The sequence below is a fragment of the Lentimicrobium saccharophilum genome, from assembly GCF_001192835.1.
Classification (GTDB): Bacteria; Bacteroidota; Bacteroidia; order Bacteroidales; family Lentimicrobiaceae; genus Lentimicrobium; species Lentimicrobium saccharophilum.
The window spans coordinates 589188-613761 of record NZ_DF968183.1; the positions used below are offsets into that span (position 1 = coordinate 589188).

Sequence of the window (24574 nt, forward strand, 5' to 3'; positions counted from 1 at the left end):
CATCCGGCTCACCGGAAACAGGTTGTTAAATTGCAGGTATTCAGTGATTAAGGATATGAAAACGATAGACCTCCGCAAAACGCCGGTACCATTTATTTCCACCTGTATAAATCCGCAGCATCAATTTGACATCTACCTCTCCGGTTTCCGAAAGGTCGCGCAATGCCAGCCCTCTTCCAAGACTTTCAAGGTGCGGGCGGGCCGCATCTTCACCCATCCCTGAACTCCGGAGTCTTTCGGTAAGCTGAATCGCTTTGTCGTAATGGCCGCGGGTGATGTAATAGCCGGTTGTATAATCGATCAGCCTCAGCTCATCCGTCGCCATGGCCAGTTCGAACAGGCCTGAACTGACCAATCCGAGGGTATCCATGCGGTAGTGCGTAAATAAAGCTTCCGCTTCGTTGAGTTTCCTGATCCCCTCCGTATAATCTCCCTCCGCAATTTGCTGCAGGGCAGTTCTGTGCATTTCATTCCAACGGACCGGATGGCGGTACTTTTCGGTCACCCTGTTCAGTTGCTGTGTGCTGAGTCCGCAATAGGAACGGCTGTATATAAGTTCGCGCGCTTCGATGATGACTTCCGATGCCTGATCAAACCTGTTCTGCTGCAACAAAGCCGACGCCTCCCCGATCAGCGACTCCAGTTCTCCGCGAATCCTGCTGCAAAGCGACTCATCAGCCAGACGCGCCAGTTCGTCCTGCTGCGTTTTCAGTGCCGGCAGATTGGCAACACCCATAACAGCGGCCAGTTGTGAAGCCTTTTGTGAATAACCCAAAGCCTCTTCCGGTTCCCCGGCCCAGAGTTTCAGCCTTCCGGTGGAATAAAGCCCGTTCAGGTAGGGAATTACCCCATCCTGAACCAGTGAATCAAACAGGGCAACATGCTCCAGCCCGGCATTGCGCGCGGTAAGGGCTGCTTCGGTCATGTGCAGGATCAATTGTTCCTTGTTGCGATCCAGTTTATCCTGCCAGGCGGCTGCAAGCAGGGCATGGTAGGTCTGTCCGGCTATCATGCGCCGGAGACTGTCTACCAGGGTCATATCCGGCTGATAAACCGGATAATTGCCGGCAAAACCCAGGGCTTCATCCAGCGATTGGCCCGCCCGCTGATAATTACCCGTTTGCAGCAATGCCTTTGTCAATCCCACTATTTCTTCAAACCGGCCATCCACGGCTTTCTTCAGGGTTGAAGTATAGGTGTGTCCCAACACAATCCCCTGCCGGTTTAATGAGATATTCCTGACTTTATCAAGTTCGGACAACGCGCCATTGTAATTCCCTTTTTGCAGCAGGTTTCCTGCATTTACCAGGTACATATCGGCCATTTGCTGATACAAAGATGTAAAACCGGTGGCCTCACCATCGTCAAGGTTATATTTGAGCACGTATTGTTCCGCTTCGGCCAGGTATTTCTCCGCTATCACCGGAAGGTTGCTTTTCAGGGCTTTTTTCACCACCCGGGTATAAGCCGCGGTCAGCCCGCTTCTGGCCTCTTTCAGCCTGCGGGTCAGGGTGTCTGGCAGGCCGGCTTCCGGATTTACCGAGCAGAATTTCACACCGGCCGAAAGCAGGTCCACCGCCTCGGCAAAACGGTCATCGGCAATCAGTTCATTTGATTTCAGCAGATAAGCGAAAATCATTTCATGCGAAAGTCGACCCCAATCGGGATCCGGCATGCCACGGGAACCGGTATACGCCCGGGCCAGTTCCTTTAAGCGGAAAAGATGCGAGGCGCTGATTCCGTTGGCAAAAAGCCGGTAAAAAAACGGCGAGCTGTAATAATCCACCTTTTGCGAAAGGCGCAATGCATCCTCAAGCTGGCGCGCATAACCGTATCCAAGGTTTTTGTACAAATTACCCGCACCAGGTCCTTTTGCCCCCTGTTGCAGCAGATAAGAATCCAGATCTCCGGCCTTGTAAGCTGCAATCCGCTGCTTTTCCGCGAGGCCAGCGGGATCTTTTCCCGGTACGATCAGCGAATTAACGCTTGAGGCTTCCCGCAGTAGTCGGACAGTTTTACCTGCATACACGGAAATGGCAAACGCTTCGGCGGCCGTGTGCCTGGTAATCCTTGCCGCCCGTATCCTCTTTTCGAGGGTATCAGCCATGGCCGAAGCGGCTTCGTAGTCGCGTATGTAAAACAACTCCTTTTCTGCCCTGGCATAGGATTCGGCATCAAATCCGAAATGTATGAAATCTGCTTTCACCAGACATCCTTCACGCCAGAGGCTGTCGGGGAAGGAAATAACTTTCCGCGGCAAATGCAGGGAGTCGGTGCGCAGCGGCATTTCTCCGGATTGCAGGATCACCCCGTTTACCGGATGCTCAAGCACAACCCTGCACTTCATCTGCGCCGGTATAAGCACAGGCGACAGGTCAAACCCGCGTATCTGAACGTCGCCGCTGCACATGGAGGGATGAAAGGTGAGCATGACCTCCAGCATGCTTCCCTGTCCGTAACGCACCTCAAGGTTGTAGCGGTAAAAAAATGTAAAGGTTGTTTTTTCCGGAATTTTCCGGTGGGAAAGCGCCAGCTGGTTAATGATCTGATTGTTGTACCGGTTTGCATTCCCCGTGGCAGAAAAACCGAACTGCCAGGCGCCGTCCCTTCCGGCTGTATAGATGGTCTGCCCCGAAAGCAATGGAGCCTGCATCAACAGCATAAGCAGAACTGAAAGGAAACGGAACATAGATAACAAAAGGCTGAATGCCCGGCAAAATTACCAATCTGCTCAATATGCCCGACATTTGCCGGCCTGCACGTCACCCGATTTTATCTGTTAATTACGTGAATTTTTCCGGGTCTGCATTTTCATCACAAACTTGCCGGTGAAGTAAGCAATCAGTGCAACAATCAGGATATAATCCGACAGGATTTCTTCAATGCCAAAATAATGAAACAGCAGAAACACAGCGGTAAACAGCACAATAACAAGGAGGTCGGCAAGGGGGAAGTTTTTCATGACTTAAAGCTTTATGCAAATTTATAATTGTTATCACTGTTGTCCGGGAAAAAGCATGAGATTCTTCGCTAACGCTCAGAAAGACTGCAATTTGCATGTGTTTTTTAAGGAGGGGGCTTGGTGGCGGCTTCGCCGCCACCAAGCCCCCTCCTTTGAATCCTAAAACATTGTCTTTCTGAGCGTAACATCGTGGAGCGAAGAACCGACCAAAGGGAGCTCACCGGAGGTAATCTCTAAGTTCATTATCCGGTTTTTTCCGGACAACAATGAATTGTTATAACTGATCTTTGGTTAATAATCCCCATCCACACCGGTAATTTTGAACTCGGTGCGGCGGTTGGTAGCCCTTCCTTCAACTGTTTCATTGCCGGCAATAGGCTGCATGGCGCCATACCCTCTGTAAGTCAGGCGGTTTTCGCTTATGCCCTGAGCGGTCAGGTAGTCATACACCGCCTTTGCCCGACGCCGGCTCAGGTCAAGGTTATGGGCCTCGCTCCCGGTACTGTCGGTGTGGCCGCTGATCTCTACCGAAAGGGCGCGGTTTTGCTGAAGGAACTGCAGCAGTCGCTCCAGCTCAACCATGGATGCCGGCAGAAGCCTGGCGCTGTCCGTTTCAAAAAAGATGTTGCGCAGCACGGTAACTTCATCCTTCTGCAGCGGCTTCAGCAGCACATCGCGTAAATAGGGTTGCTCAATCCCCGCTTGATCCCCGATAAAGAAATGAACGGAATAAAAAAGATAACCCTGTTTCTCCACATTCAGGGCATACATCCTGCCGGCGGGAATGGAAACAAGGAATTCACCGGTAACGGGATTTGAACGCGATTTCACCACCTCTTTCCCGGTCTCCAGGTCGCTTAGGACAAAATCGGCGCCCAGCCTGCTTCCGCTGATACTGTCGATAACAATGCCTTTCATATAGGTGACAGCCAGTGGCCGGGCAGCTTCCGGCAACCTGAAACGGTAAATGTCCTGCATGCCGGAGCCGCCTTCCATGGCCGAGGAGATGTAAGCATACCGCCCCTGCTGGTCAACGACCAGGGTAACTTCATCGGCCGGGGTATTCACCGGGTATCCCAGATTCACCGGTGGTGACCAGTTGCCGGCTTCATCTTTACGGCTCATAAAAATATCACCTTCGCCCATGCCGGGATGCCCTTTGGAGGAGAAATACAGGGTTTGCCCGTCGGGATGGATAAAAGGGCCACGCTCGGCCTCAGCGGTATTGATGACCGGTCCGGCATTCACGGCCTGACTCCACCGGCCATCGGGTTGCAGCAATGAAATCCAGATATCGCTTCCGCCGTGGCCGCCCGGCCTGTTGCTTACAAAATAAAGAGTGCGTCCGTCGGGGGCAAAAGCCGGTTGCGATTCCCAGTATGAAGTATTGATCTCAGGGCCGGTGTTGCGCGGTTCGCTCCATCGGTCGCCCTCGCGGCGGCAGAAATAAATATCGCAGCTGCCGTAACCATCGGGCCTGTCGCAGGCGGCAAAAAACAGGTACTGACCGTCGGGCGAGATGCAGATTGCGCCCTCATCCCCTTCGGTGTTAACCGGGGGGCCAAGTTCACGGGCAGGCCCCCATACCGAATCATTCACACGGGTGGAAACAAAAAAATCCTCATCCCGCTTAATGCCTTTGGGGGTTCTCCGGGTAAAATAGAGCTGCTCCCCGTCGGCGCTGATGTAGTTCACAAATTCATAGCCTTCAGTGTTGATCTCCGGGCCAAGGTTCAGTGGCTCAAAGGGCACCGGATTGGCCAGCGCGTGCATCCGGAAACGGGCAGTTTTCATATTTTTCTCCGCCCGCGCCGCTTCAGCCGGCTTCACCGTGGGATAACGCAGATAGGTTTCGTAAGCAGTGATACAGTCCTCATACTGCCCTTCGGCAAACTGCAAATTGGCCAGTATGTAAAACGCAGGCGGGAAAAAATCCGGATTCAGCCGGATGGCCCTGGAGTAAGCGGTGATCGCGTCAGGGCGGTTGCCTTTCAGGGCGTGTATATCGCCAAGCAGCAGCCAGGATTCAATAAACAGGGGGTCCGCCTTCAGCGCCTTTTCCGTTTCCTTCAGGGCATCCTCATAAGCCGAAGCATGGTAGTAGGCCAGGGCTTTCTGATGCATCTTCATCACCCTGCCGTCAGCCTCATGCTGGGCAAAAACCGGGGCAGGATAAAAAAACAGAAAAAGCAAAGCCAGATGTAACACCCCTGCACGCATCGGTTTCAGAATTTTCAGCTAAGATAATCCGAATAGATATAAAACGGAAATCCACCCGGGATTATTAACTCAGCGTGGCCCACATGTTCTGAGAAAAACAGGATTTTCAGGATGCAAAGCCGGAAGTTAACTATTTGAATGCATCCGGAAGGGAATCTCCTATATTCCCGGTCCAGGGGCGGGTAAATATTTTAAATAAACCGGCCGGACTGACCGCTGTTCTTTCCGATGAAATCACGGCTTCGTAATCCCTCAGGTAAGCAACCCCTTCCGTTTGTGTGCCGGTATGGCCCGAAAAGTCAATTCTCCGTTTGTTGCCGCCGAAAAAGTCAGCATCCCGGAAATCATACAAGAGCCAGATAAAGGGACTGTAATTTTTATATCCGCAAAGCATCACCTCTTTGCCCGAAGGTGAAATGTCGGAGCCGGTAATCAGCCCATCGGCGTTGAACGAAGATTTCGGACGGGCAATGTATTCTCCGGGCGTTTTGGGCAGGGCATACAGCCGCGTTTGCTGATCGGCCCAGTTTTTCGAGAACAGGTACAGGCTGTCGCCGGAAGCCAGCATGGCTTCACAATCGAAGTTGTTGCTGCGGTTGGCGATGTTGAAGTCCAACTGATCGCCGTAAGCAAAACGAATGATTTCCGCCTCCGCCTCACCGTTTTCAGCCCCGGTGATGGCGGCTTTGGAGACTTTATAAATTAAGAGGTCCTTGCGGTTACCGAGGTTATTTCCGAAATCTCCGATATAGATATAGTCCTGATCCTGGGTTATTTCCTCCCAATCTACATTGCGCGCGTTGGTGATTGTCAGCGTGGCGCGCACTTTTCCCCTGAGGGTATCCAGTTTGTAAAGCACCGGTTCTCCCCCGCTGTCGTTGTGCGTCCACAGAAAGCCATCCAGAAAGATCAGGCCGGAAGTTTCCTTCACGGTGGCCGGCAGCGACCTTACCAGGGTGGCTGGCATCAGAGAAACCGGCGGGTAAAGACAGGAACCGTCGTTCACCCCGGCAGCCGGGCTGTAGTTAAGCGCCTGCGGATCGGTGCAGCCGGGCGACTGGGCCCGTATGCCGGACAAGCCCGGTAAAATTACAATCACCGACACCCACAGGACATATTTTACGATATACATAATAATTCTGTTTTATAATAAGTTAATCCCGCCTGTTGTACAAACCGGAAATACCGCCTGGCCTGTTCAGAAAAAAACTCCTGACCGAAAATGACCAGCAACCATGCCAGCATTGCTTGAAACAGTGTATGGTCCCGGCAAATTTAATGAAAATACACTCCATTGCCCCGGGCAGTCTTTTCTGATATAATGATAAGACTATTTAGAATAATTCTGAATTTAAAAAAAATATCCATTTAACCGGATATTTATTATTTTAGCAGATTATAAGGGATTCAGGAGGTATAATTGTATAATTTTTTCTATTTGAAATAATTCAGGAATATGCAAATACGTAGAGAGAGAGAGAGAGAGAGAGAGAGAGGCTGAACACCGATGCTATTGTAATAAAGCCAGTCATAATGATGTCAGGTGTAGATACCTTGAATATAATTTTTCTACTGACAATAGTTTTCTTTCTCGCTTTCACAAACAACTACAACCTTTTACTAATAACCGCACAACCCGCTTTGGTATAGTATTGCCTTGTCCATGGCTTCGCCATTGCTGGGTTGTGCCTCCGTAGTTTTAAATATTCTCCGCTAAATGAATTCATACTGCTTTTTAATAACAATAAACCGGATTTGCACACAGACTTAATGAATTTTGCAAATCCTCATGTATTCACAATCATAATTATCAAACCAAATAAAATAAAACAATGAAAAAGATTTTGTTTATTATCCTGATACTATTAGTCAGGTACACCGTTTTTTCGCAAGCAACATGGGATATACGGGAAATTAACCCTGGTATCGAGCAGAGTCCTTTGCTTTCTCCAACAGGAATTATAAATTCATGGGATGGCGCCTTTATCAACCCCAATCTTAATCTCCGGATGCTGAACATACTTATTAACATTATTTATGATGTTACCCCTGGTCAGGATCCCTACACTGAAGTTTCAGGTAATAACATCGGATGGCCTCATATAAGTATTTCGCAGGCTGGAATTAACGTGCCCGGAACAATCCCAACATGGTTGGAAGATCTGTTTGATATACAGGAAGAAGACGAAAGTAATATTCATGGCATGTTTACAAAGAAGTATTACGAATCATCTTTTGGTAATCTGCATTTGATTGGTGATTTTATTGTTGTTAATATTCCACAATCTTATGTAATCGCTGGCGTACAAGGCTCAACCGGCACATTTGAGAAAGGCGACCTATTTAATCGAACAATAGATTATATTAATGAAAATGGTGGGTTAACAACCATTTTCGGGCATGATGATATTTCTGACTACAAACTACCTGGGGGAGATGAAGAAATACATTTCGGGAGTGTAATGTTTAGAAACTCAAAACCAGGTTATGGCACATATGAAGCGGAGATAGGTGGAATGTTTAGTTCAAGTAGCCCTATTTTATTTAGTGATGACAACACTTATGAAGTCAGGGCCGGATTGATTTTCTGCTCAGGCCCTTCTGAATCCTGGGTATTAAACCCGGTTAGTGTAATGAATCATGAGATGGGACATGCTTTGATTGCGCCAGACAACAATATGCATTACGGGGGTGGAAACGGATGGGATCACAACTCAGGCAGGGTTTTCCTTCAGATGATGGGAGGATATGGTTTGATGGGTCAAAGCAGTACAGGGCTTGTTTCGGCAAATGCTTTCGACAGGTGGTGGCTGCATTGGAAAAATCCGATATATAATACTACTGATTCATACATTGCCGCAAGCAACCAGGTATCGGATATTTCTGTTACAGATGGTAATAAAACTTTCATACTCAGAGATTTTGTTACAACTGGCGATGCAATCAGAATAAAGCTACCCTATGTAGATGAAGGTGCCAGGAATCAGTATATCTGGCTCGAACACCATAAAATAGGCACAAACGGAAAAATTGATTTTCTCACTTTTTCCAACACTGATGACTATTGCAGGCCACAAGGTAAGCCCGGCATTTATGCATATTATCAGGTTGGAAAAGATATCCTCACAGGAGAAAGCACCGTGATCAGGCCAAGCGGCCAATCTGACCACCTCAAGCCCATCTCGGCAGAAGGAAATTTTAATTATTCCGCGCCAAATCCTGCTTATAAAATTTTCCACTGTGTGGGGGATAAGGACATATTGCAACGTGCAAGAAAAAATGATCCAAACCCATTTATGGGGACAAATGATATCATGGCTCATTTGAATAATACCGGCAACAATCCGCTTACAGTGAATGATGCGTTCGGAGCATTTTCAAAGTACCATTATGTAAACGGACAATGGATTGATAATGATTCATTGCCATATCTGATGGATGAACGCGACCCTTTTCGGGGTGAGTGCTTTTTTAACCTCTCTACAAATCCTGCTCCGGTGCCAACCACAACATATTACAATGAAGTTTTCGGTGACGAAATTCAAAAAGCGGCTATAACGGATAATAACACAATTTATCTCAGTGGTCTCAGCATATTTATGGCACCACTCGCAAATGGTGATTACAAGGTTTCGATTGACTGGAACAGGAACACTGTTGAAAACGATGTAGTATGGACCGGGAAAATTGCGATGACAGACCGTTTGTATGTGAGCAACGGAAGTGTCGTTGAACTAAAGCAGAATTTAACCCCCTGCCAGGTTGACAAAGATCCGATTGCAAATCAATACGCGCCTGTTACAGAGTTTTTTTGCAAGGAAAACAGCCTGATGACATTTTCCGGCCAGAGCAAGATGGATGTTACAGAGAAAAGCAAAATTCATATTTTAAGCACAAGTGTAACAACATTCGAAGATTATGCAACACTTACCATAAAGACCGGAAGTGAGCTTATCGTTGAAAGTTGCGCGAATCTGGTATTGAGGGGACAGGCAAAACTGATTGTTGAGCCAGGAGGTATACTAACCGTAAAACCCGGTGCAAATATTTTTGTTGATAACGAAACCAATATTGATCTGAAATCCGGCTATGAAATAGGCATTGGAGGAATAGATATATTTGAAGATGAATTTTTAGGAATTCCTCCATCAAAAATCATCTCATCAAATACAACCTGGTCCAATGTAAATTACAATTTTTTAGACGACCTTTACATCGCCCCCGGTGCAACACTTACGCTTTCAAACACTGAATTAAGATTTTTCAGAACTGCAAAAGTTAAAGTAGCCAGAGGCGCTAAACTTGAGATGACAACCAATAGCAATTTAACAGCAACCTGTAATTCTGAACTTTGGGCAGGGGTCGAAGTGTGGGGAGATCCTTCACTTCCCCAAACTCCATCAACAAACCAGGGACATATTGTTATAAACAACAGTAAAATTGAACTTGCCCGTACCGGCATTTTACTTGATAAACCAATGAATCCCACCGACAATCCCGTCACTCCGGGTGTACCTTCCGGCAATGGGGGTGGAATCATTCAGGCAATAAACGCTTATTTCGTAAACAATTACATTGGGGTGAGTTTTTCGCCTTATGTAAATAACAATGCTAGCTATTTCACTAACTGTACTTTTTCAGCAAATGCTGCATTCCCCGAAACATTTACCGGTATCGACTGCCATGCAAATCTTAATGGTGTTGTTGGAATAGACTTCCTAAAGTGTACTTTCACAATTGAAACCGGAGTTAAAATCAATGCTGGAATCCGATCGTACAATTCTAACTTTCTGGTTGATGGTATCATGAGTAACCAGAAATATTTAAGAAGTGTATTTGAAAACCTGACACATGGTATTTATGCAACAGCTTCACTTTCTAACAGGAGTTTTAAAGTCAGAAATTCCGTTTTCAGAAAATGCAACAAGGGAATCTTCGCAAGTGGAGTGAATAATATCACAATTAAAGACAATTTTTTTGCACAACCATTATTATTCGGTAATCCCACAAATACCCGATCTGGAATTTATCTTGAATACTGCACCGGATATATGATCCAAAATGATACCATAAAGTCCACTACTAATCGTTTAAGAAGCGAAGTAGGTATGTATATCAAGAATTCAGGCCCTCATGAAAATCTGATATACAATAACGCAATTATTGACATGGATGATGCAATAATTGTTGAAGGGGAAAACCGGAATGGTGATTCAGAAGGCTTGTGTATTAAGTGTAATGTATTTCAGTACAATAAAAATGATGTCAGAATCCTACCCGGCGAAAATACCTGGATATTTAACCAGGGAATTAAAAAATACCAGGGCAGCCCGGCTGATGATCCTAAAGCTCCGGCGGGAAACATTTTTTCGAATCCCGCTGATTATTTCAACATCGACAATGAGCTGTGCAGACCGATTGAGTATTTCCACCATCCCGACAATAATCCTAATATCGTGATACGACCGGATAATGATAAAGTCAGAATCTTTAGAAAAACGGTTAGTTTAACTGAAAATGAAAACAATCAATTTGATCGACCTTCTGCTTGTCCTCCGATACCAATTCCTCAAGATTCAAAAGAAGAACTGCTTGCTGGTGTTTTATTAATGGATGGTCAAATTACCAATACTAAATCAGAACTTGAGTTACTTACTGATGATGGTGACACGCCTTTAACTGTAAATAACATTACTTCAAGCGCTCCTTTTGAAGCCTTATGGTTACACGATGAATTATTGGGCGCTTCGCCTTACCTGAGTGACACAGCTCTTGTAAAAGCAGCAGAAAAGGAAGAAGTACTGAACAGCGCCCTAATCAGGGATGTAATGGTTGCCAATCCTCATTCTGCCAAATCAAAAGAGGTAATTGAGGCGCTTGAGCAGCGAAACGAATCCTTGCCTGAAAGTATATGGACAGAAATCAATGCCGGTAGAAATCAGATCAGCGCCAGACAGGCGCTTGAAATCAACATTTCTGATCTTTCGGCAGAAAAATCCTTATCAAGAACCCTTTTGATGCAGGCTTATCAGGATGAAAACAAAACCGACAGTTTACGTTGGCTGCTGAATCAGATTCCAGATGCACTTTCTGCCTACAAATCTACCTGGACTTGGTTTGATGAAGGGAATACAGGGGTTGGCCTGACTGCAATTCAGAATATGGACTTATCATCGATACCTGAAAATCACCGGAGTTACAAAGACGGGTATGATCAACTTGCTGAAATTATAAATCAGCTTGCAACCGATACATCCTATATTTTGCAGAATGACACTTCTGCACTATTAACCCTTCAGAATCTTGTTTTAAACGACAATCCTGCCGGTATTACAGCCCGTAACCTGCTTACAGCTTATCGTTTAATGAATTATGAAGCGGTTATTCCGGTTCCTGACACCGCCCTGAAGTCAGCAATAGCATCATTTGATAATCCCCGGAAGGTAAAGGAAGATAAAACAGGTATCCATGTTTTCCCTAACCCTGCCAACGATTATGCCATTGTAAGTTACAACATGGAAGGAAGGTGTATTATGGAACTATTAAGCAAGGATGGGCGCGTAATAAGGTCGGAGAACCTGAAATCCGGCATCAACCAGCACCTTATTCGTACTGAAGGTTTGCCTTCAGGCGTCTATACTTTAATCCTAAAAGGTGGCAATAAAGTATTATCCACCAAGTTGGTCATCAGGTAGTTTTCTTAAACCGGCAAACCTGCAGGCCCAGAGCTGCCTGCAGGTTTGTTTAAAAATTAATATAATGAAAATCAAGTCTTTCATATTTTTTTCTTATTTTATTTTATTACCGTTTTTAGTTATTTCCCAAACGTGGCCTAAGATATACATCAATCCCGGTACACATACATCAGGTAAAGTGGCTTATGAATCATACGATAATGGCATAATTTTACTTGCAGAAAATCTTGGTCAATATGGCCTGCGAACTTCAGGCTGGCTGATAAAGACTGATATCAATGGCAATGTACTGTGGGACAGAGTAATTGGAAGACAGGAACAATATTTATCCTTGACAAATAATATGGAAGCTACCAGCGATTCAGGAGTAGTTATAGCGATGTCAACACGGTTTTTTGAACAAGATCCATTTGGTTTTTATAATGATCCGGTTTTTATTAAGCTGAATAAATGTGGGCAGTTGGATTGGTGTACACTTATTAGCTTGTTGGGTACTGGTAATTCCGGAACTGATGTTGTACAGACGAATGATGGCTTTATCGGTCTGTATTATAATTTAAATGTACCCAACAACGACATCGGTGTTGTAAAAATGAACCTTAATGGCCAGATTCAATGGCTGTTTACATACGATTCAGATACAATTGTTGATAATATACCATGCGATATTCTTGCACTGGACGATGGCTCCACAATTGTAACCGGTTTTGGCTATTATGATAACGGGCAATCAACATATGTGAGTCTTAAACCTGTCAAATTGCATATTGCTCCAGACGGCGGTGTAATTAATTGGCAAGTTATGCATTATGACAATGATTCATTAAGAGGAGTGGATTACGAGACTATTAAAGACAACCGAGGAAATCTGTTTTCTGCAGGAAGTACCATCACCACACAAACATATCCATACAACTATGATAAAAAAACACTTCGAAAACAAAAGGTAAATGGTTCAAATCTGGAATACTATATTCAGGATGAATCAAAGAGTATTAATGGCTATCTGTGCTGGATGGTTGATAGTACCATCGCTATTACAGGAGCTTCTGAAATATTTGAAAATAATTGGTGGAGATACCCTTCTGATGTGTCCATTATTGATACATTCGGGAATGTTATTAACAACCGTATATTACTTGATGATTATTGGGGTTCCGTTTACAGAGTTTCAACTACCCACGACAATAAAATTTTGGCTACCGGTAGCGCTGATGCAGAAAACCCATATGGCCCGCCTGGAAATACCTTTCTTTTCAAACTCACCTCCACCCTTGAGGACGATGTGTATGACCCCACCCCCCGGGTATATGACTACGCCTGCCCCGGTGGTGTAGCACCACACGATACCATTGGTATGGAGGAGTGCGATATTGTGGTAAGCGCAGCCCACCTTGCCACCTTGCCCGATATAGCGGTTATGGAGGTTTACCCCAACCCGGCAAACGATGTATTTCAGGTGCGGTTGCCGGAGTTTATTGCCATCCGAAACAACAACAAAGGTTTAAATACCGCCCTTTACCAAAGCAACTACCAGCAGCAAAGCACCTTGCAGGTTTTTGATCTGAGTGGCAGATTTATTTCAGAACAAAAACTTACTCAGGGACAACTTATTGCACAATTCGATGCTTCACACTGGGTACCGGGGATGTATTTGCTACGTTTAGTGTATAAAGATAAGACGGTGGGGAGCGCGAAGGTGGTGAGGTGATTCAAGAATTAGCTTCGCTGAGCTCTCCCGAAAAAGAGTTCGGGACAGGCTCTTCGGTCGGTTCAAGAATTCAAAATTCAAGGATTCAAGAATTCAAGAATTCAAAGATTTAAGAAGAAGCAGATCCTGTAAATCCTGTCTGACAATCTGAGAAAGAGAGGTTTCAATGAATAGCGCGAAGGTGGTGTGGTGAAGTCGGAGGTCGGATGAAAGAAGTATGAAGTAAGAAGTAAGAGGTAAGACAATGTATTTACTGTTGGCTGATGGCTGAAATCCGAACCGGAGCGTAGTGGAGTTCACCGAAGGTAATTCCGAAATCCGAAATCCGAAATTGCTGTCAATCCTGTAAATCCTGTCTGACAATCTGAGAAAGAGAGGTTTCAATGAATAGCGCGAAGGTGGTGAAGTGATTCAAAATTTAGCTTTGCTGAGCTCTCCCGATAGCTATCGGTTCAAAGATTCCAGGCTGCTTGCGCAGGTATAGGATGCTAGAAATACTCTGTGGTTTTTAGTATTTTGGTGTTTTTGTGGTAAAAGAATCAAGCATACTATTACTACAGATAGCTCTCTGCGGCCCTCTGCGTAAGACCTCGGCGGTCTCTGCGGTTAATTTAAACGCTAAGTGCGCAGAGAATTCGCAGAGAACGCGGAGGGATAAAAAAAGCAAGAAGACCTAACAAGTTGAAAGAAAACTTGTTAGATCAGGTCGTTGATAGATGCAGGCCGGGACGAAACCTAAGGTTGGCGCAGACAATCATATCAATGCTTACTTACCTCAGTTTTATAAACCGTGGCAAACTTAGGAGCACTTGCTTACCGGATTTGATGTATTGTGCTCTAGTGTGCCTATTGTGGTTTTAAGGAGCCAAAAGATTTAACAATTCAAGATTCCAGAGCGCATGTGCTGGTATAGAATTCCAAAATTATTCAGTGGGTCCTGGTGTTTCTGTGTCTCAGTAGTAAGAATTCATTCGTGTCCCGATCGCTATCGGGATCGTGGCAAAAAAGATTAGCTTTGCTGTGCTTACTGCGTTCGGTTCAATGATTTCAGGAAAAAGCAGATCCTGTAAATCCTGTAAATCATGTCTGACAATTTGAGAGAGAGGTTTCAATGAATAGCGCGAAGGTGGTGAAGTGAAGTCAGAGATCGGATAAAAGAAGTATGAAGTAAGAAGTAAGAGGTAAGACAATGTATTTGCTGTTGGCTGATTGCTGAAATCCGAACCAGAGCGAAGCGGAGTTCACCGAAGGTAAATCAACAATCCGAAATTCCAGCATTCCTGCATACCCCGTAACGCAGCAGGGCGCACAAAACGTGGTAAATAAAAGCAGAAATTCAATTTTCTCCCTTTCAGGAATAAATCTCCCTGTTATAGGCTTTCAGGGTGTTCAGCAGCAGGCTGACAATGGTCATCAGTCCCACACCGCCGGGCACAGGCGTGATGTAGGATGATTTCGGCGCTACGCTCTTAAAATCAACATCGCCGGTGATATGATAGCCCTTTTCGCTGTTATCCTCAATGCGGTGTATACCCACATCCACCACCACCACGCCTTCCTTCACCATATCGCCGGTAACAAAGCCCGGCTGTCCGATGGCAGCGATCAGAATATCGGCCTGACGGGTAATTTCAGCCAGGTTTGTGGTTTTGCTGTGGCAGAGCGTAACCGTGCAATTCCCGGGAACGGCCTTGCGCGACATCAGCAGACTGACCGGGGTACCTACGATATTGCTCCGGCCGAGGACCACGCAATGCTTCCCTTCGGTCTCTATGCCGTACTTTTCGAGCAGCAACACAATACCTGCGGGGGTAGCTGGCACATATGAAGGGAGTCCCAGCGCCAGCCGGCCGACATTCACCGGATGGAAACCGTCCACATCCTTGGCGGGATTGATCCTTTCAATCACTTTATTGGCATCGATATGCCGGGGCAACGGCAACTGAACGATAAACCCGTGAACTTCCTCATCGGTATTGAGGAAATCAACCACTTCGAGCAACTGCTGCTCGCTGATTTCAGCAGGATAACGGTAAACGCTTGAAGTAAATCCGACCGCGCGGCAGGCCTTTTCTTTACTGGCAATGTAGGTTTCGCTTGCCGGATCATTCCCCACCAGTATGGCTGCCAGATGCGGGGGCGTTTGCTCGGCATCAATAATTTCAGCCGCCTTGCGGGCGATCTCTCTCTTAATCTCTTCAGCGATCTTCTTACCGTCAATCAATTCCATAATCTGATAATTTGATGGTTATGTGTTTATCTTTTCCTCCCTGACGACATCTTCTTCATATTCCGCATGGCATTCAGGGCATTTTTGCCCCCTCCGCCGGAAACAAGTTTCATCATTTTGCGGGTATCTTCAAACTGTTTGATCAGTCGGTTCACCTCGGCTATTTCAACCCCGGAACCCATGGCGATGCGTTTGCGGCGGCTGCCGTTTAACACCGATGGATTTTCCCTTTCAAACGGTGTCATGGACCCGATAATGGCTTCGATGCCTTTAAACGCATCATCGTCAATATCAACATCCTTCAGGGCTTTTCCCATCCCCGGGATCATGCCGAGCAGGTCTTTCACGTTGCCCATTTTCTTGATCTGTTTGATCTGGGAAACGAAATCGTTGAAATTGAACTGGTCTTTCGCAAGTTTCTGCTGCAGCTTGCGGGCTTCCACCTCGTCGAACTGCTCCTGGGCGCGTTCAACCAGCGATACGATATCGCCCATTCCCAGGATACGGTCGGCCATACGCGAAGGATAGAACACATCAATGGCGTCCATCTTCTCGCCCAGACCGACAAATTTCACGGGCTTATCCACCACCGAACGTATGGTAAGGGCCGCTCCCCCGCGGGTATCGCCGTCGAGTTTGGTAAGTACCACCCCGTCATAGTCAAGCCGGTCGTTGAAGGCTTTTGCAGTATTCACGGCATCCTGTCCCGTCATGGAATCCACCACAAACAGGGTTTCGTGAGGGTTAACGGCCTGCTTTACGGCCGCTATTTCATTCATCATCTGTTCATCGATGGCCAGGCGGCCGGCCGTATCGATGATGACTGTATTGATGTCAAATTCTTTGGCATGCGCGATGGCCTTTCGGGCGATATTAACCGGATTTTTGTCCTCGTCAATGGTGAATACCTTCACGCCGATCTGTTCGCCAAGCACTTTCAGCTGCTCAATGGCGGCAGGGCGGTAAACGTCGCCGGCAACCAGTAAAACCTTGCGGTTCTTTTTGGTTTTGAGGTAGTTGGCCAGTTTTGCCGAGAAGGTGGTTTTACCCGATCCCTGCAATCCGGCAATCAGGATAACCGCGGGAGCGCCTTTCAGGTTGATTTCAGCCTGCTCCGCACCCATCAGCGCAGCGAGCTCGTCATGAACAATCTTCACCATCAGCTGTCCGGGCGAAACCGCCGTAAGTACCTGCTGCCCGAGGGCTTTTTCCTTTACCGTATCGGTAAACGACTTGGCAACCTTATAGCTGACGTCGGCATCAAGGAGGGCCTTGCGCACATCCTTCAGGGTTTCCGCAACATTGATCTCGGTAATATGCCCCTGGCCTTTCAGGGTCTTGAACGCCCGTTCGAGCTTTTCACTTAAATTTTCAAACATATCGGAATAACGAAAAATTACACTTTTTAAGCGGTGCAAAATTAACAAAATAGGTGATTGAACCGGAATTTTGGCTGCTTCGTTATTTCAATGGTCCGCTAAATTTAAGAATCGCGCAAGGGCGCAAAGACGCAATGACTTGATTATGAATGATTTGTTATCTTTATGCAAGTTTTCATAATCCGCTGTAAGCCAATTCATTAAAATTTCTCAACGGAGTATTGTTATTTAATGTGGCCAAAAGTAATGTATAATTGGGTAATTCGTTATTTGATATACCGGTGATAAAGATGAACTTTGTAATCCTTAGGGTAATTATGAAAGATTTTCACTAAAAGGATCATAGCGTTTAATATTCTTCTCAGTGTTGCTCTGTGAAACCTCGGTGTGCTCTGTGTAACTTTTTTTTTGTTTCACAGAGATTCACAGAGTAGTCACAGAGGTTAAGATACTTCTCCGTGTTACTCCGTGATGCCTCGGTGTGCTCTGTGTAACTTTTTTTTTCACAGAGATTCACAGAGTAGTCACAGAGGGTCACAGGGGCTTAAATTCTTTTCTGTGTTGCTCCGTGAAACTTCATTGTATTCTGCATATCTGATTGCTTCACAGAGATTCAATGAGGATTGTATTCTTCTCTGTGTTTCTCCGTGAAGCCTCAGTGTGCTCTGTGTAACTTTTTGTTTCACAGAGATTCAAATGCGGAAAGAAACTGTTGAAGCAGTGAAATCGGGCTCATTAAATTCCGGTTCACGAAATACCCGGACTGTCTATGACTTAAAATATTTTGGTGGAATTTGGAGTTTTCGTGCTTTGGTGGTAAAAGAAATTAGCATTTCAATTGATCAAAAAAAACCGATAAGCGCTGCCGGCCGGTTAAAGGAAATAAATAAATATCCCCGGCTACAGGCAATATTAACGCACAATATGAAATTGCGGGCTTTATAGTTTCGCAGAATCGTGATTATTCATCACTACGTGCCAGATCTGCAATGGCTTTATCGCTGCCGAACAGCAGCAGTATATCCCCGGCGACCAACACCTCGTCACCGCTGAGCAATCCGGTTGCTTCAGGAACCTGCATTGGCTTTGCAAATAGTGATTTTTCTTCTTTATTCCTGATAATGGTGATCGGCTGAAGGCCATACGTCCTGATAAAATTCACCTCTTTCAGCTTCAGCCCCGTAAACCTGCCCGGAAGCTGATACTCCACAATCCTGAAGCCTGAAGGCACTGGAAAGGAATTTCTGATTCCGCTGAAAACAAGCCGGTTGGCGAGTTGTACGGCTGATTCTTTTTCGGGCTGCATCACCAGATCTACCCCTATGGTTTCGATCACCGTCTGGTGCAATGCATCAATGGCCCGGCTTACGATCCGTTTGACACCCGCCTTTTTAAGCAAGGCGGTGGTCATTACCGAAGCCCCGAAATCTTCACCGATCGCGACTACGGCGTAATCACATTCCCTGAGTGGCAACGTCTTCATGGCCAGTTCATTGGCACAATCCAAACAGATGGTCTGGGTGATTACTTCCTTGAAAGTTTCTGTCTTCACCTCACTGCCATCCACACCTATCACTTCGTGTCCCATTCGGGTAAGTTGCATGGCCAGGACAGAACCGAAATTCCCCAAACCAATAATGATAAATTTCATAGCTATGGTATTTTAGAATTATAAATACTGATCACAACAAAATAAAACTATCCCGGTTATTCTCAGTTGATCATGATATTCTCAGCGGGATAGCGGTAATGCAGGCTCCGCACCTTGCGGAAGAATCCGATGATAAGCGTAAGGGTACCTACCCTACCCAGGAACATCACTACAATGATTATCCACCTGCCTGATGTGGATAACTGAGAAGTGATGCCCAGCGAAAGGCCAACGGTTCCGAAAGCCGAGAAAGTCTCGAATACCAGATTTTTCATGCCCAGATGCCCGTCGGTCAACTGAAGCAAAAACACTGCCAGCCCGATCACCAAAAGTGAAAGCCAGATAACGGCAGAAGCCCTCCTTACCGAAGCATTTGATATTTCCCTGCCCTTCAGTTCAATCCTGTCCTTGCCGCGTGCCAGGCTGAGTACATTAAGCAATGCTACAGAAAATGTAGTGGTTTTGATGCCTCCCCCTGTCGAAGCGGGCGAAGCGCCCACCCACATAAGGAAAATCACAATCAGGACTGAAGCCGGCGCCATGGCGGTCAGATCAGTGGTATTGAAACCGGCAGTGCGTGCAGTTACGGAGCTGAAAAATGCTCCGGTAATTTTCCCCTGTAATGAAAGCCCTTTCAGACTGTAATTATACTCCAACAGGAAAAGCAACAGAAAACCGCCGGCCAGCAGGAGTAATGTAGTTAACAGCACAAGACGGCTGTTGACATTGATGATTCTGGGGAGGTGTTCATAAGGTTTTCTAAAAACAAGTTGCCGGAAACGGTTCACCAGATAATAACGGAATAATCTGTAGTAATTAAAGACGATGGGAAATCCCAGGCCTCCGGCAATAATCAGCAATGCAATTACCAGTTGCAGACTGTAATTGAAACGGTATCCCTCCTGAGACAGATTATTACTCAGCAATGAAAAGCCGGCATTACAAAATGCTGATATTGAATGAAATACTGAAAATGCAATCTGCCCCACCTGATTACCGGCCTGAAACTGATCCAGGCTCTGATAGATCAGCACAGCGCCGATGGCTTCAATGGAAAAGGTGATCAGGATGATTTTGCCCAGTGTCCTGAAAATCTCCCCGAGCTTATCCTCATTCAGTAGTTCTTTCAGCAGGAATTCATTCCCGAACGATGAGCCGCCTTTGAAGAAATAACCGAAAAAACTGGTAAATGTCATGATACCGAGGCCGCCCAGTTGTATCAGTATCAGAATAAATCCCTGTCCGAGCGGTGTAAAGTATGTTGCAGTATCTACAACAATCAATCCTGTAACACAAACAGCGCTTGTAGCGGTAAAAAATGCATCAGTAAATGCTATTCCTGAATAGGTGGCGTTTGGAAGCATAAGCAAACCGGCGCCGAAAATGATAAGAAACAGAAAACTCCCGATAAAAAGCCGGGCCGGGTTTGAATTCCGGTTGCTGAGCCTCAATGAGCTGGTGGATATCTCAACAAACAATACGAACACTATTATCAGCTGCACCGCGATGTCACGCAACAGAAATAATCCTGCTGCCCCAATAGACCAATCAATTCCAGTAAAATTTACACGCAGGTCTAGCAGCAGAAATACAAGCGGAATCATGATCAGCTCGGCCAGGCGGAGTTTCCATACCTTGACCCTCCAGGTGCTCAGGGTAAGCCCTGCCAGGTTGCTGACCAGGATAATGCCAAGAACAATGTTATATCCTTTCTGAATCAGCAGAAGCTGTGCGCTTTTGTGATCAAAACCGATATGGTAAAGCAGCAGCAGAAACCCGGTAACAGCGGCAACAATCCCCAACCCATCGAGCCATCGCAGCAAACGCCGGCGCCAGCGGTTGACCGCATTGATTAGCTGAAATAACTTTAACCTTAGCGACATTACAGATAGAACAAGTAGATAAGGCACAAAGATAAGCCCAAAACAGGCTCCGCAAATGTCTGGTCGCAGCAAAAACATCCGCGAGCCATTTAAACAGGCTATTTTGTCATCTTATTAACCAGATTATTATTGATTTAAAATATTTTGTGGAATCCGGAGTTTTCGTGCTTGGGTGGTGAAAAACAATATATTATTTGACAATCATCTAAATCATTCCAGTTGTAAAGGAAATACCAACTCAACGTTCTATCTTTGCATCCATCACCGAAAACATCCGCACATGCACAACACTCATTATTTCAAGGACTTTCAGAAAACGATGGCTATCCTCTTTTTTGCCATGCTTGCCGGTCAGGTTTTCTTTGCGCTTGTTTCGCTCTGGCTGGTCAGCAGCGGGGCCTTTGAAGCAACCCCAGCGCTGCGTAACCCTTTTCTGATGATCGTGCCGTTATTTGTATTCGGCGGATTTATTGCAGGCAACTACCTGGGCAGGCGATTACTGCTTAAGGCGCAGGAAGCGGAAGCCCCTGAGGAAAAACTTAACAATTACCGTTCCTCCATGCTGATGCGTTACGCGCTACTCGAAGGCCCTTCGCTGATGTCCATCATCGCTTTCCTGCTAACCGGTGAAAGGCTGTTTCTGGGCTTTACCGGCATGATCCTCTTTTATTTTGTAACCCTCTACCCTTCCCCAACACGCATCAGCAACGATCTGGAGATTCCGGATGAAGAGAGGTAATATCCGAATTCCCGCGCATTTTCAAGTATCTCCCTGAATACCAAACATTCATAAAAACAAAATCGAATCTTCCTGAATTAAGGAAGGCAGCGGAGCTCAGCCCAACTGCCAGGATAAAAAGCATATATCGGACAGAAATTAATTGATAAAACCGATCAAGCCCCTTCCGGAATAATTAATTATCCTTATATTTCAGGGTTATTCCTGGCAAATATTTTATACCTTTGAAATTACGATAAATTGCATAGTTTACATTATTCAATCTGATTAATAAAAATTACAAATCAAGGATTTTATGAGAAACAGGTTTATTGCATTTTTCATCCTTTTATCCGGGGCTTTATCAGCCCAGTCCTGGCACTGGATCAACCCAACCACCGGGATAAATCAGATCAACGATATACATTTTGTATCAGTCAATGAAGGCTTTGCGGTGGGCAATCAGGGCAGATTGCTGCATTACGCAAACGGGGAGTGGTCGTTGATGGACAGCCCGGTAAATACCGATTTGTTTGGCATTTCTTTTGTCAACCCTGATATGGGATGGGCAATTGGCGCCAATGGTACCATTTTGCGATATCAGAATGGCTCATGGACACAGGTTACATCGCCTATAACCGGTGTGCTGAGAGACATTTGCTGCATAAACGAAAACCACTGCCAGGCAGCAGGCGATGCCATAATAAGATATAACGGCAGCGAATGGCTGATTGATGCCAACCTGAGTGGCATCGAAACCATAGGCTTCCTTAATGAGAGCCTGGGTTGGGCCGGTGGGAACAGCAACGTCTTATATAAGTATGAAAATGGAGTTTGGTCGGCCGACAATAGCTTTAGTTCCGGTAATTACTATATATTCAATACACTCGAAAAAGCCGGTGATGTTATGCTGATGAACGGGCAAACCATTCCTCAGGAAGGTTTGCTGTTTGAAAACAATGGCAATGGATGGGTACAGGTTCCGGCAGGAAGCTGTAACAGCGGAATTTCATTTACCGACAGGCAGCATGGCTTCGGCCTGCAGCATGCAGGCGTTATGCCTTATGACCTCTACCCTACCGTGCATCAATATAATGAAGGGGAATGGCAGGAAGTTTTTGTTCACGAAAAGCAGTATCAGTTGTTCACTGCTGTTGAAGCCTTAAGCAATACCGCATGTATGGCCTCCGACAATCTGGGATATATCCATAAGATAGAAGATGGCAGCCATTCCATTGCCAATGGATTTATGTACGACAGCATACTTGATCTGCAATTTGTAAAACCAAACGCCGGATTTCTGGCAGCACACAACAGCGGGCTTTGGAAGTATAATGCCGGTGAGTGGGAAAACATCTTCAATCTTCCTGATCACACCATTCATGTTATTGATTTTCAAAGTGAAGATTTGGGTTATTTTGGCGCATATGAGCACACTGAAATCTTTCCTTTCTGGCCTGAAACAAAACTCTTTGTATATAACAGCGGTGTAATTACTCAAATTCCGGATCCTTATGCAGGTTCATTTATTACTTCTTTAAACATTATCGGTGAAGACCTGGTGTTTACACACACCGATGCAATTTGTACTTATTCAAATGGCCTGATAACGACTGAAACAATAGCATATCCGGACAGTATCTCGGATTTAAAGTTTATGATGCCTGTACCCGTCAATTCAAGCAACAGGAATGATGAATGGGAAGCTGCATGGATGAGCGTGAAACGCCACAACGATGCAGACAGTGGTGTAATTTTTTACAAATACTTTGTTGACAACATCTGGCAGGAGGTATACGAAACCAGCAGCGGAAGTTTCAACGATCTGTGCATTTTCGGCTACAATCAGGTAGTCGCGGTGGGTACCAATGGTTTGATTGCGGTTTTCGACGGCAGTAACTGGTCTGAAATCCAGCCGCTTACCAGCGAAGAGTTGCTTTCGGTGCACCTGGATGAAAACATGAACGGCTGGGCGGTGGGCCGCAACGGCACCATGCTCGAATGCACCGGAGGCGCCTGGTCTGTTTACGATAACGATGCCATGTACGACCTGAACGTTGTTTCATTTTACGACCAAACGCTGGGCTTTATCGGTGGAAATGAAGGGGCACTGCTGTGTACCAGCGAAAAACTCCCGGTCCCGAATACGTATATCACGGTTGCTGACACCAGGAATTCGCTGAAGATTTTCCCCAACCCGGCTACTGAAACCTTTACCATTGAGTTGGAATCACCGGCGACAAACGCCCGTATCATCCTTACTGATCCGGCCGGCAGGCTGTTGATGGAAAAGCAGCTGCCTGACACGGGCCAGGGAAAACAGCTTGTCACCATGTCCGCATCCGGCCTCGGATCCGGAATCTACCTGCTGACCCTGATCCACGAAAACGGTGTCAGGACTGCGAAATTAGTGGTGAGATAAAGTTGCGGGATTACCACGCTGACCTGTCAAGTTTTCTTCCGGCTTGTCAGGTCTTCCATGAGAGGGCACGACCCGTTTAATTCGAAGTAAACTCGTTCCGGATGGTCAGATAACCGGGATAAGCGATGGTCTGCGATCCCACCGAAATATAAGGCCTTGCTTTCAAAGTGATGCGTGTTGGCTGATTGCCCGCACCCGCCAGGTTCAGGCCGAAATTGGCGATGGCATCGCCGCTTTTGCCTTTTAACGCCTGTTTCAGGTCGATGCTTATGGTGAGCGGAAGAATGGAAGTACCTCCATTGGCTGGAATCTGCACCCGGTTTTCATTCACGCCGCTGACCATTTCTATATCGTCAATCAGCAGGGTCCAGTCGAGGCGGTTCAACCCGGCAACCGCCGGATTGGGATTTTTTGCCTCCACATTCAGGGTGAAGTTCAGCGGGAGGCTGCCCCCCGACATTGCTGCGGTGGTTATCTTTGCAGCATCCATCAAACTCAGGTCAGAAAGCTGCCTGATCTGCTGAATGTTAACCCCGGCCAACCGGAGCTGATCCACAGTTTTCAAACGGAATTCACATTTCGTCAGATTGGCCATCTGCTGAACCTGATTCAAAACATCACAGGCAGAAACCAGGAGCAACGTCAGCATCACGGCCACAGGAAAGCGGAACTTTTTCATAAGTGAAAATTTAGAGGCAAAAAT

General features: G+C 46.1%; 13 protein-coding genes. 4 read left to right on the top strand and 9 right to left on the bottom strand.

Annotated features, from left to right (window positions below; genetic code table 11):
• Nucleotides 1–40 precede the first annotated feature (40 nt).
• The 4 genes from TBC1_RS14385 to TBC1_RS14400 form a co-directional block, all read right to left on the bottom strand.
• Nucleotides 41–2689, bottom strand: a complete 2649-nt coding sequence (locus TBC1_RS14385; RefSeq protein WP_062044413.1) for a tetratricopeptide repeat protein — start codon at nt 2687–2689, stop codon at nt 41–43.
• 90 nt (nt 2690–2779) lie between these two features.
• Nucleotides 2780–2962 (bottom strand): hypothetical protein, encoded by a 183-nt coding sequence (locus TBC1_RS14390; RefSeq protein WP_062044415.1) that lies wholly within the window; start codon nt 2960–2962, stop codon nt 2780–2782.
• Nucleotides 2963–3253: 291 nt separating this feature from the next.
• Entirely contained in the window at nt 3254–5182 is a 1929-nt protein-coding gene (locus TBC1_RS14395; protein ID WP_062044418.1) for an OmpA family protein, read from the bottom strand.
• Nucleotides 5183–5312: 130 nt separating this feature from the next.
• The gene (locus tag TBC1_RS14400; protein ID WP_062044421.1) at nt 5313–6314 is read right to left on the bottom strand and encodes a hypothetical protein; all 1002 of its coding nucleotides are present in this window, start codon (nt 6312–6314) and stop codon (nt 5313–5315) included.
• Nucleotides 6315–7014: 700 nt separating this feature from the next.
• Between TBC1_RS14400 and TBC1_RS14405 the strand changes: the two genes are divergently transcribed.
• A complete protein-coding gene (locus tag TBC1_RS14405) occupies nt 7015–11877 on the top strand; it encodes a T9SS type A sorting domain-containing protein (RefSeq protein ID WP_062044423.1) in 4863 nt (1620 codons plus the stop codon).
• Nucleotides 11878–11941: 64 nt separating this feature from the next.
• Complete coding sequence (locus tag TBC1_RS14410) at nt 11942–13588, top strand: T9SS type A sorting domain-containing protein (RefSeq protein WP_062044426.1); 1647 nt, start codon at nt 11942–11944, stop codon at nt 13586–13588.
• Between the two features lie 1351 nt (nt 13589–14939).
• Here the strand turns inward: TBC1_RS14410 and folD are convergent.
• The 4 genes from folD to TBC1_RS14440 all read right to left on the bottom strand — a co-directional run bounded on the left by folD (nt 14940) and on the right by TBC1_RS14440 (nt 20731).
• Nucleotides 14940–15818, bottom strand: coding sequence for a bifunctional methylenetetrahydrofolate dehydrogenase/methenyltetrahydrofolate cyclohydrolase FolD (folD, locus tag TBC1_RS14420; RefSeq protein ID WP_062044433.1), 879 nt, complete (start codon nt 15816–15818; stop codon nt 14940–14942).
• A gap of 26 nt (nt 15819–15844) precedes the next feature.
• Nucleotides 15845–17197, bottom strand: a complete 1353-nt coding sequence (ffh, locus tag TBC1_RS14425) for a signal recognition particle protein (protein WP_062044436.1) — start codon at nt 17195–17197, stop codon at nt 15845–15847.
• Between the two features lie 961 nt (nt 17198–18158).
• Nucleotides 18159–18848, bottom strand: coding sequence for a potassium channel family protein (locus tag TBC1_RS14435; RefSeq protein ID WP_062044442.1), 690 nt, complete (start codon nt 18846–18848; stop codon nt 18159–18161).
• Between the two features lie 62 nt (nt 18849–18910).
• Nucleotides 18911–20731, bottom strand: coding sequence for a TrkH family potassium uptake protein (locus TBC1_RS14440; protein WP_201781696.1), 1821 nt, complete (start codon nt 20729–20731; stop codon nt 18911–18913).
• A gap of 280 nt (nt 20732–21011) precedes the next feature.
• Between TBC1_RS14440 and TBC1_RS14445 the strand changes: the two genes are divergently transcribed.
• Both TBC1_RS14445 and TBC1_RS14450 read left to right on the top strand, forming a co-directional pair.
• Entirely contained in the window at nt 21012–21470 is a 459-nt protein-coding gene (locus TBC1_RS14445) for a hypothetical protein (RefSeq protein ID WP_062044445.1), read from the top strand.
• A 295-nt stretch (nt 21471–21765) separates the two neighbouring features.
• Nucleotides 21766–23871, top strand: a complete 2106-nt coding sequence (locus TBC1_RS14450) for a T9SS type A sorting domain-containing protein (RefSeq protein ID WP_062044448.1) — start codon at nt 21766–21768, stop codon at nt 23869–23871.
• Between the two features lie 76 nt (nt 23872–23947).
• On the opposite strand, the gene TBC1_RS14455 is transcribed toward TBC1_RS14450, so the two are convergent.
• The gene (locus tag TBC1_RS14455; protein ID WP_062044451.1) at nt 23948–24550 is read right to left on the bottom strand and encodes an LEA type 2 family protein; all 603 of its coding nucleotides are present in this window, start codon (nt 24548–24550) and stop codon (nt 23948–23950) included.
• Nucleotides 24551–24574: the final 24 nt, after the last annotated feature.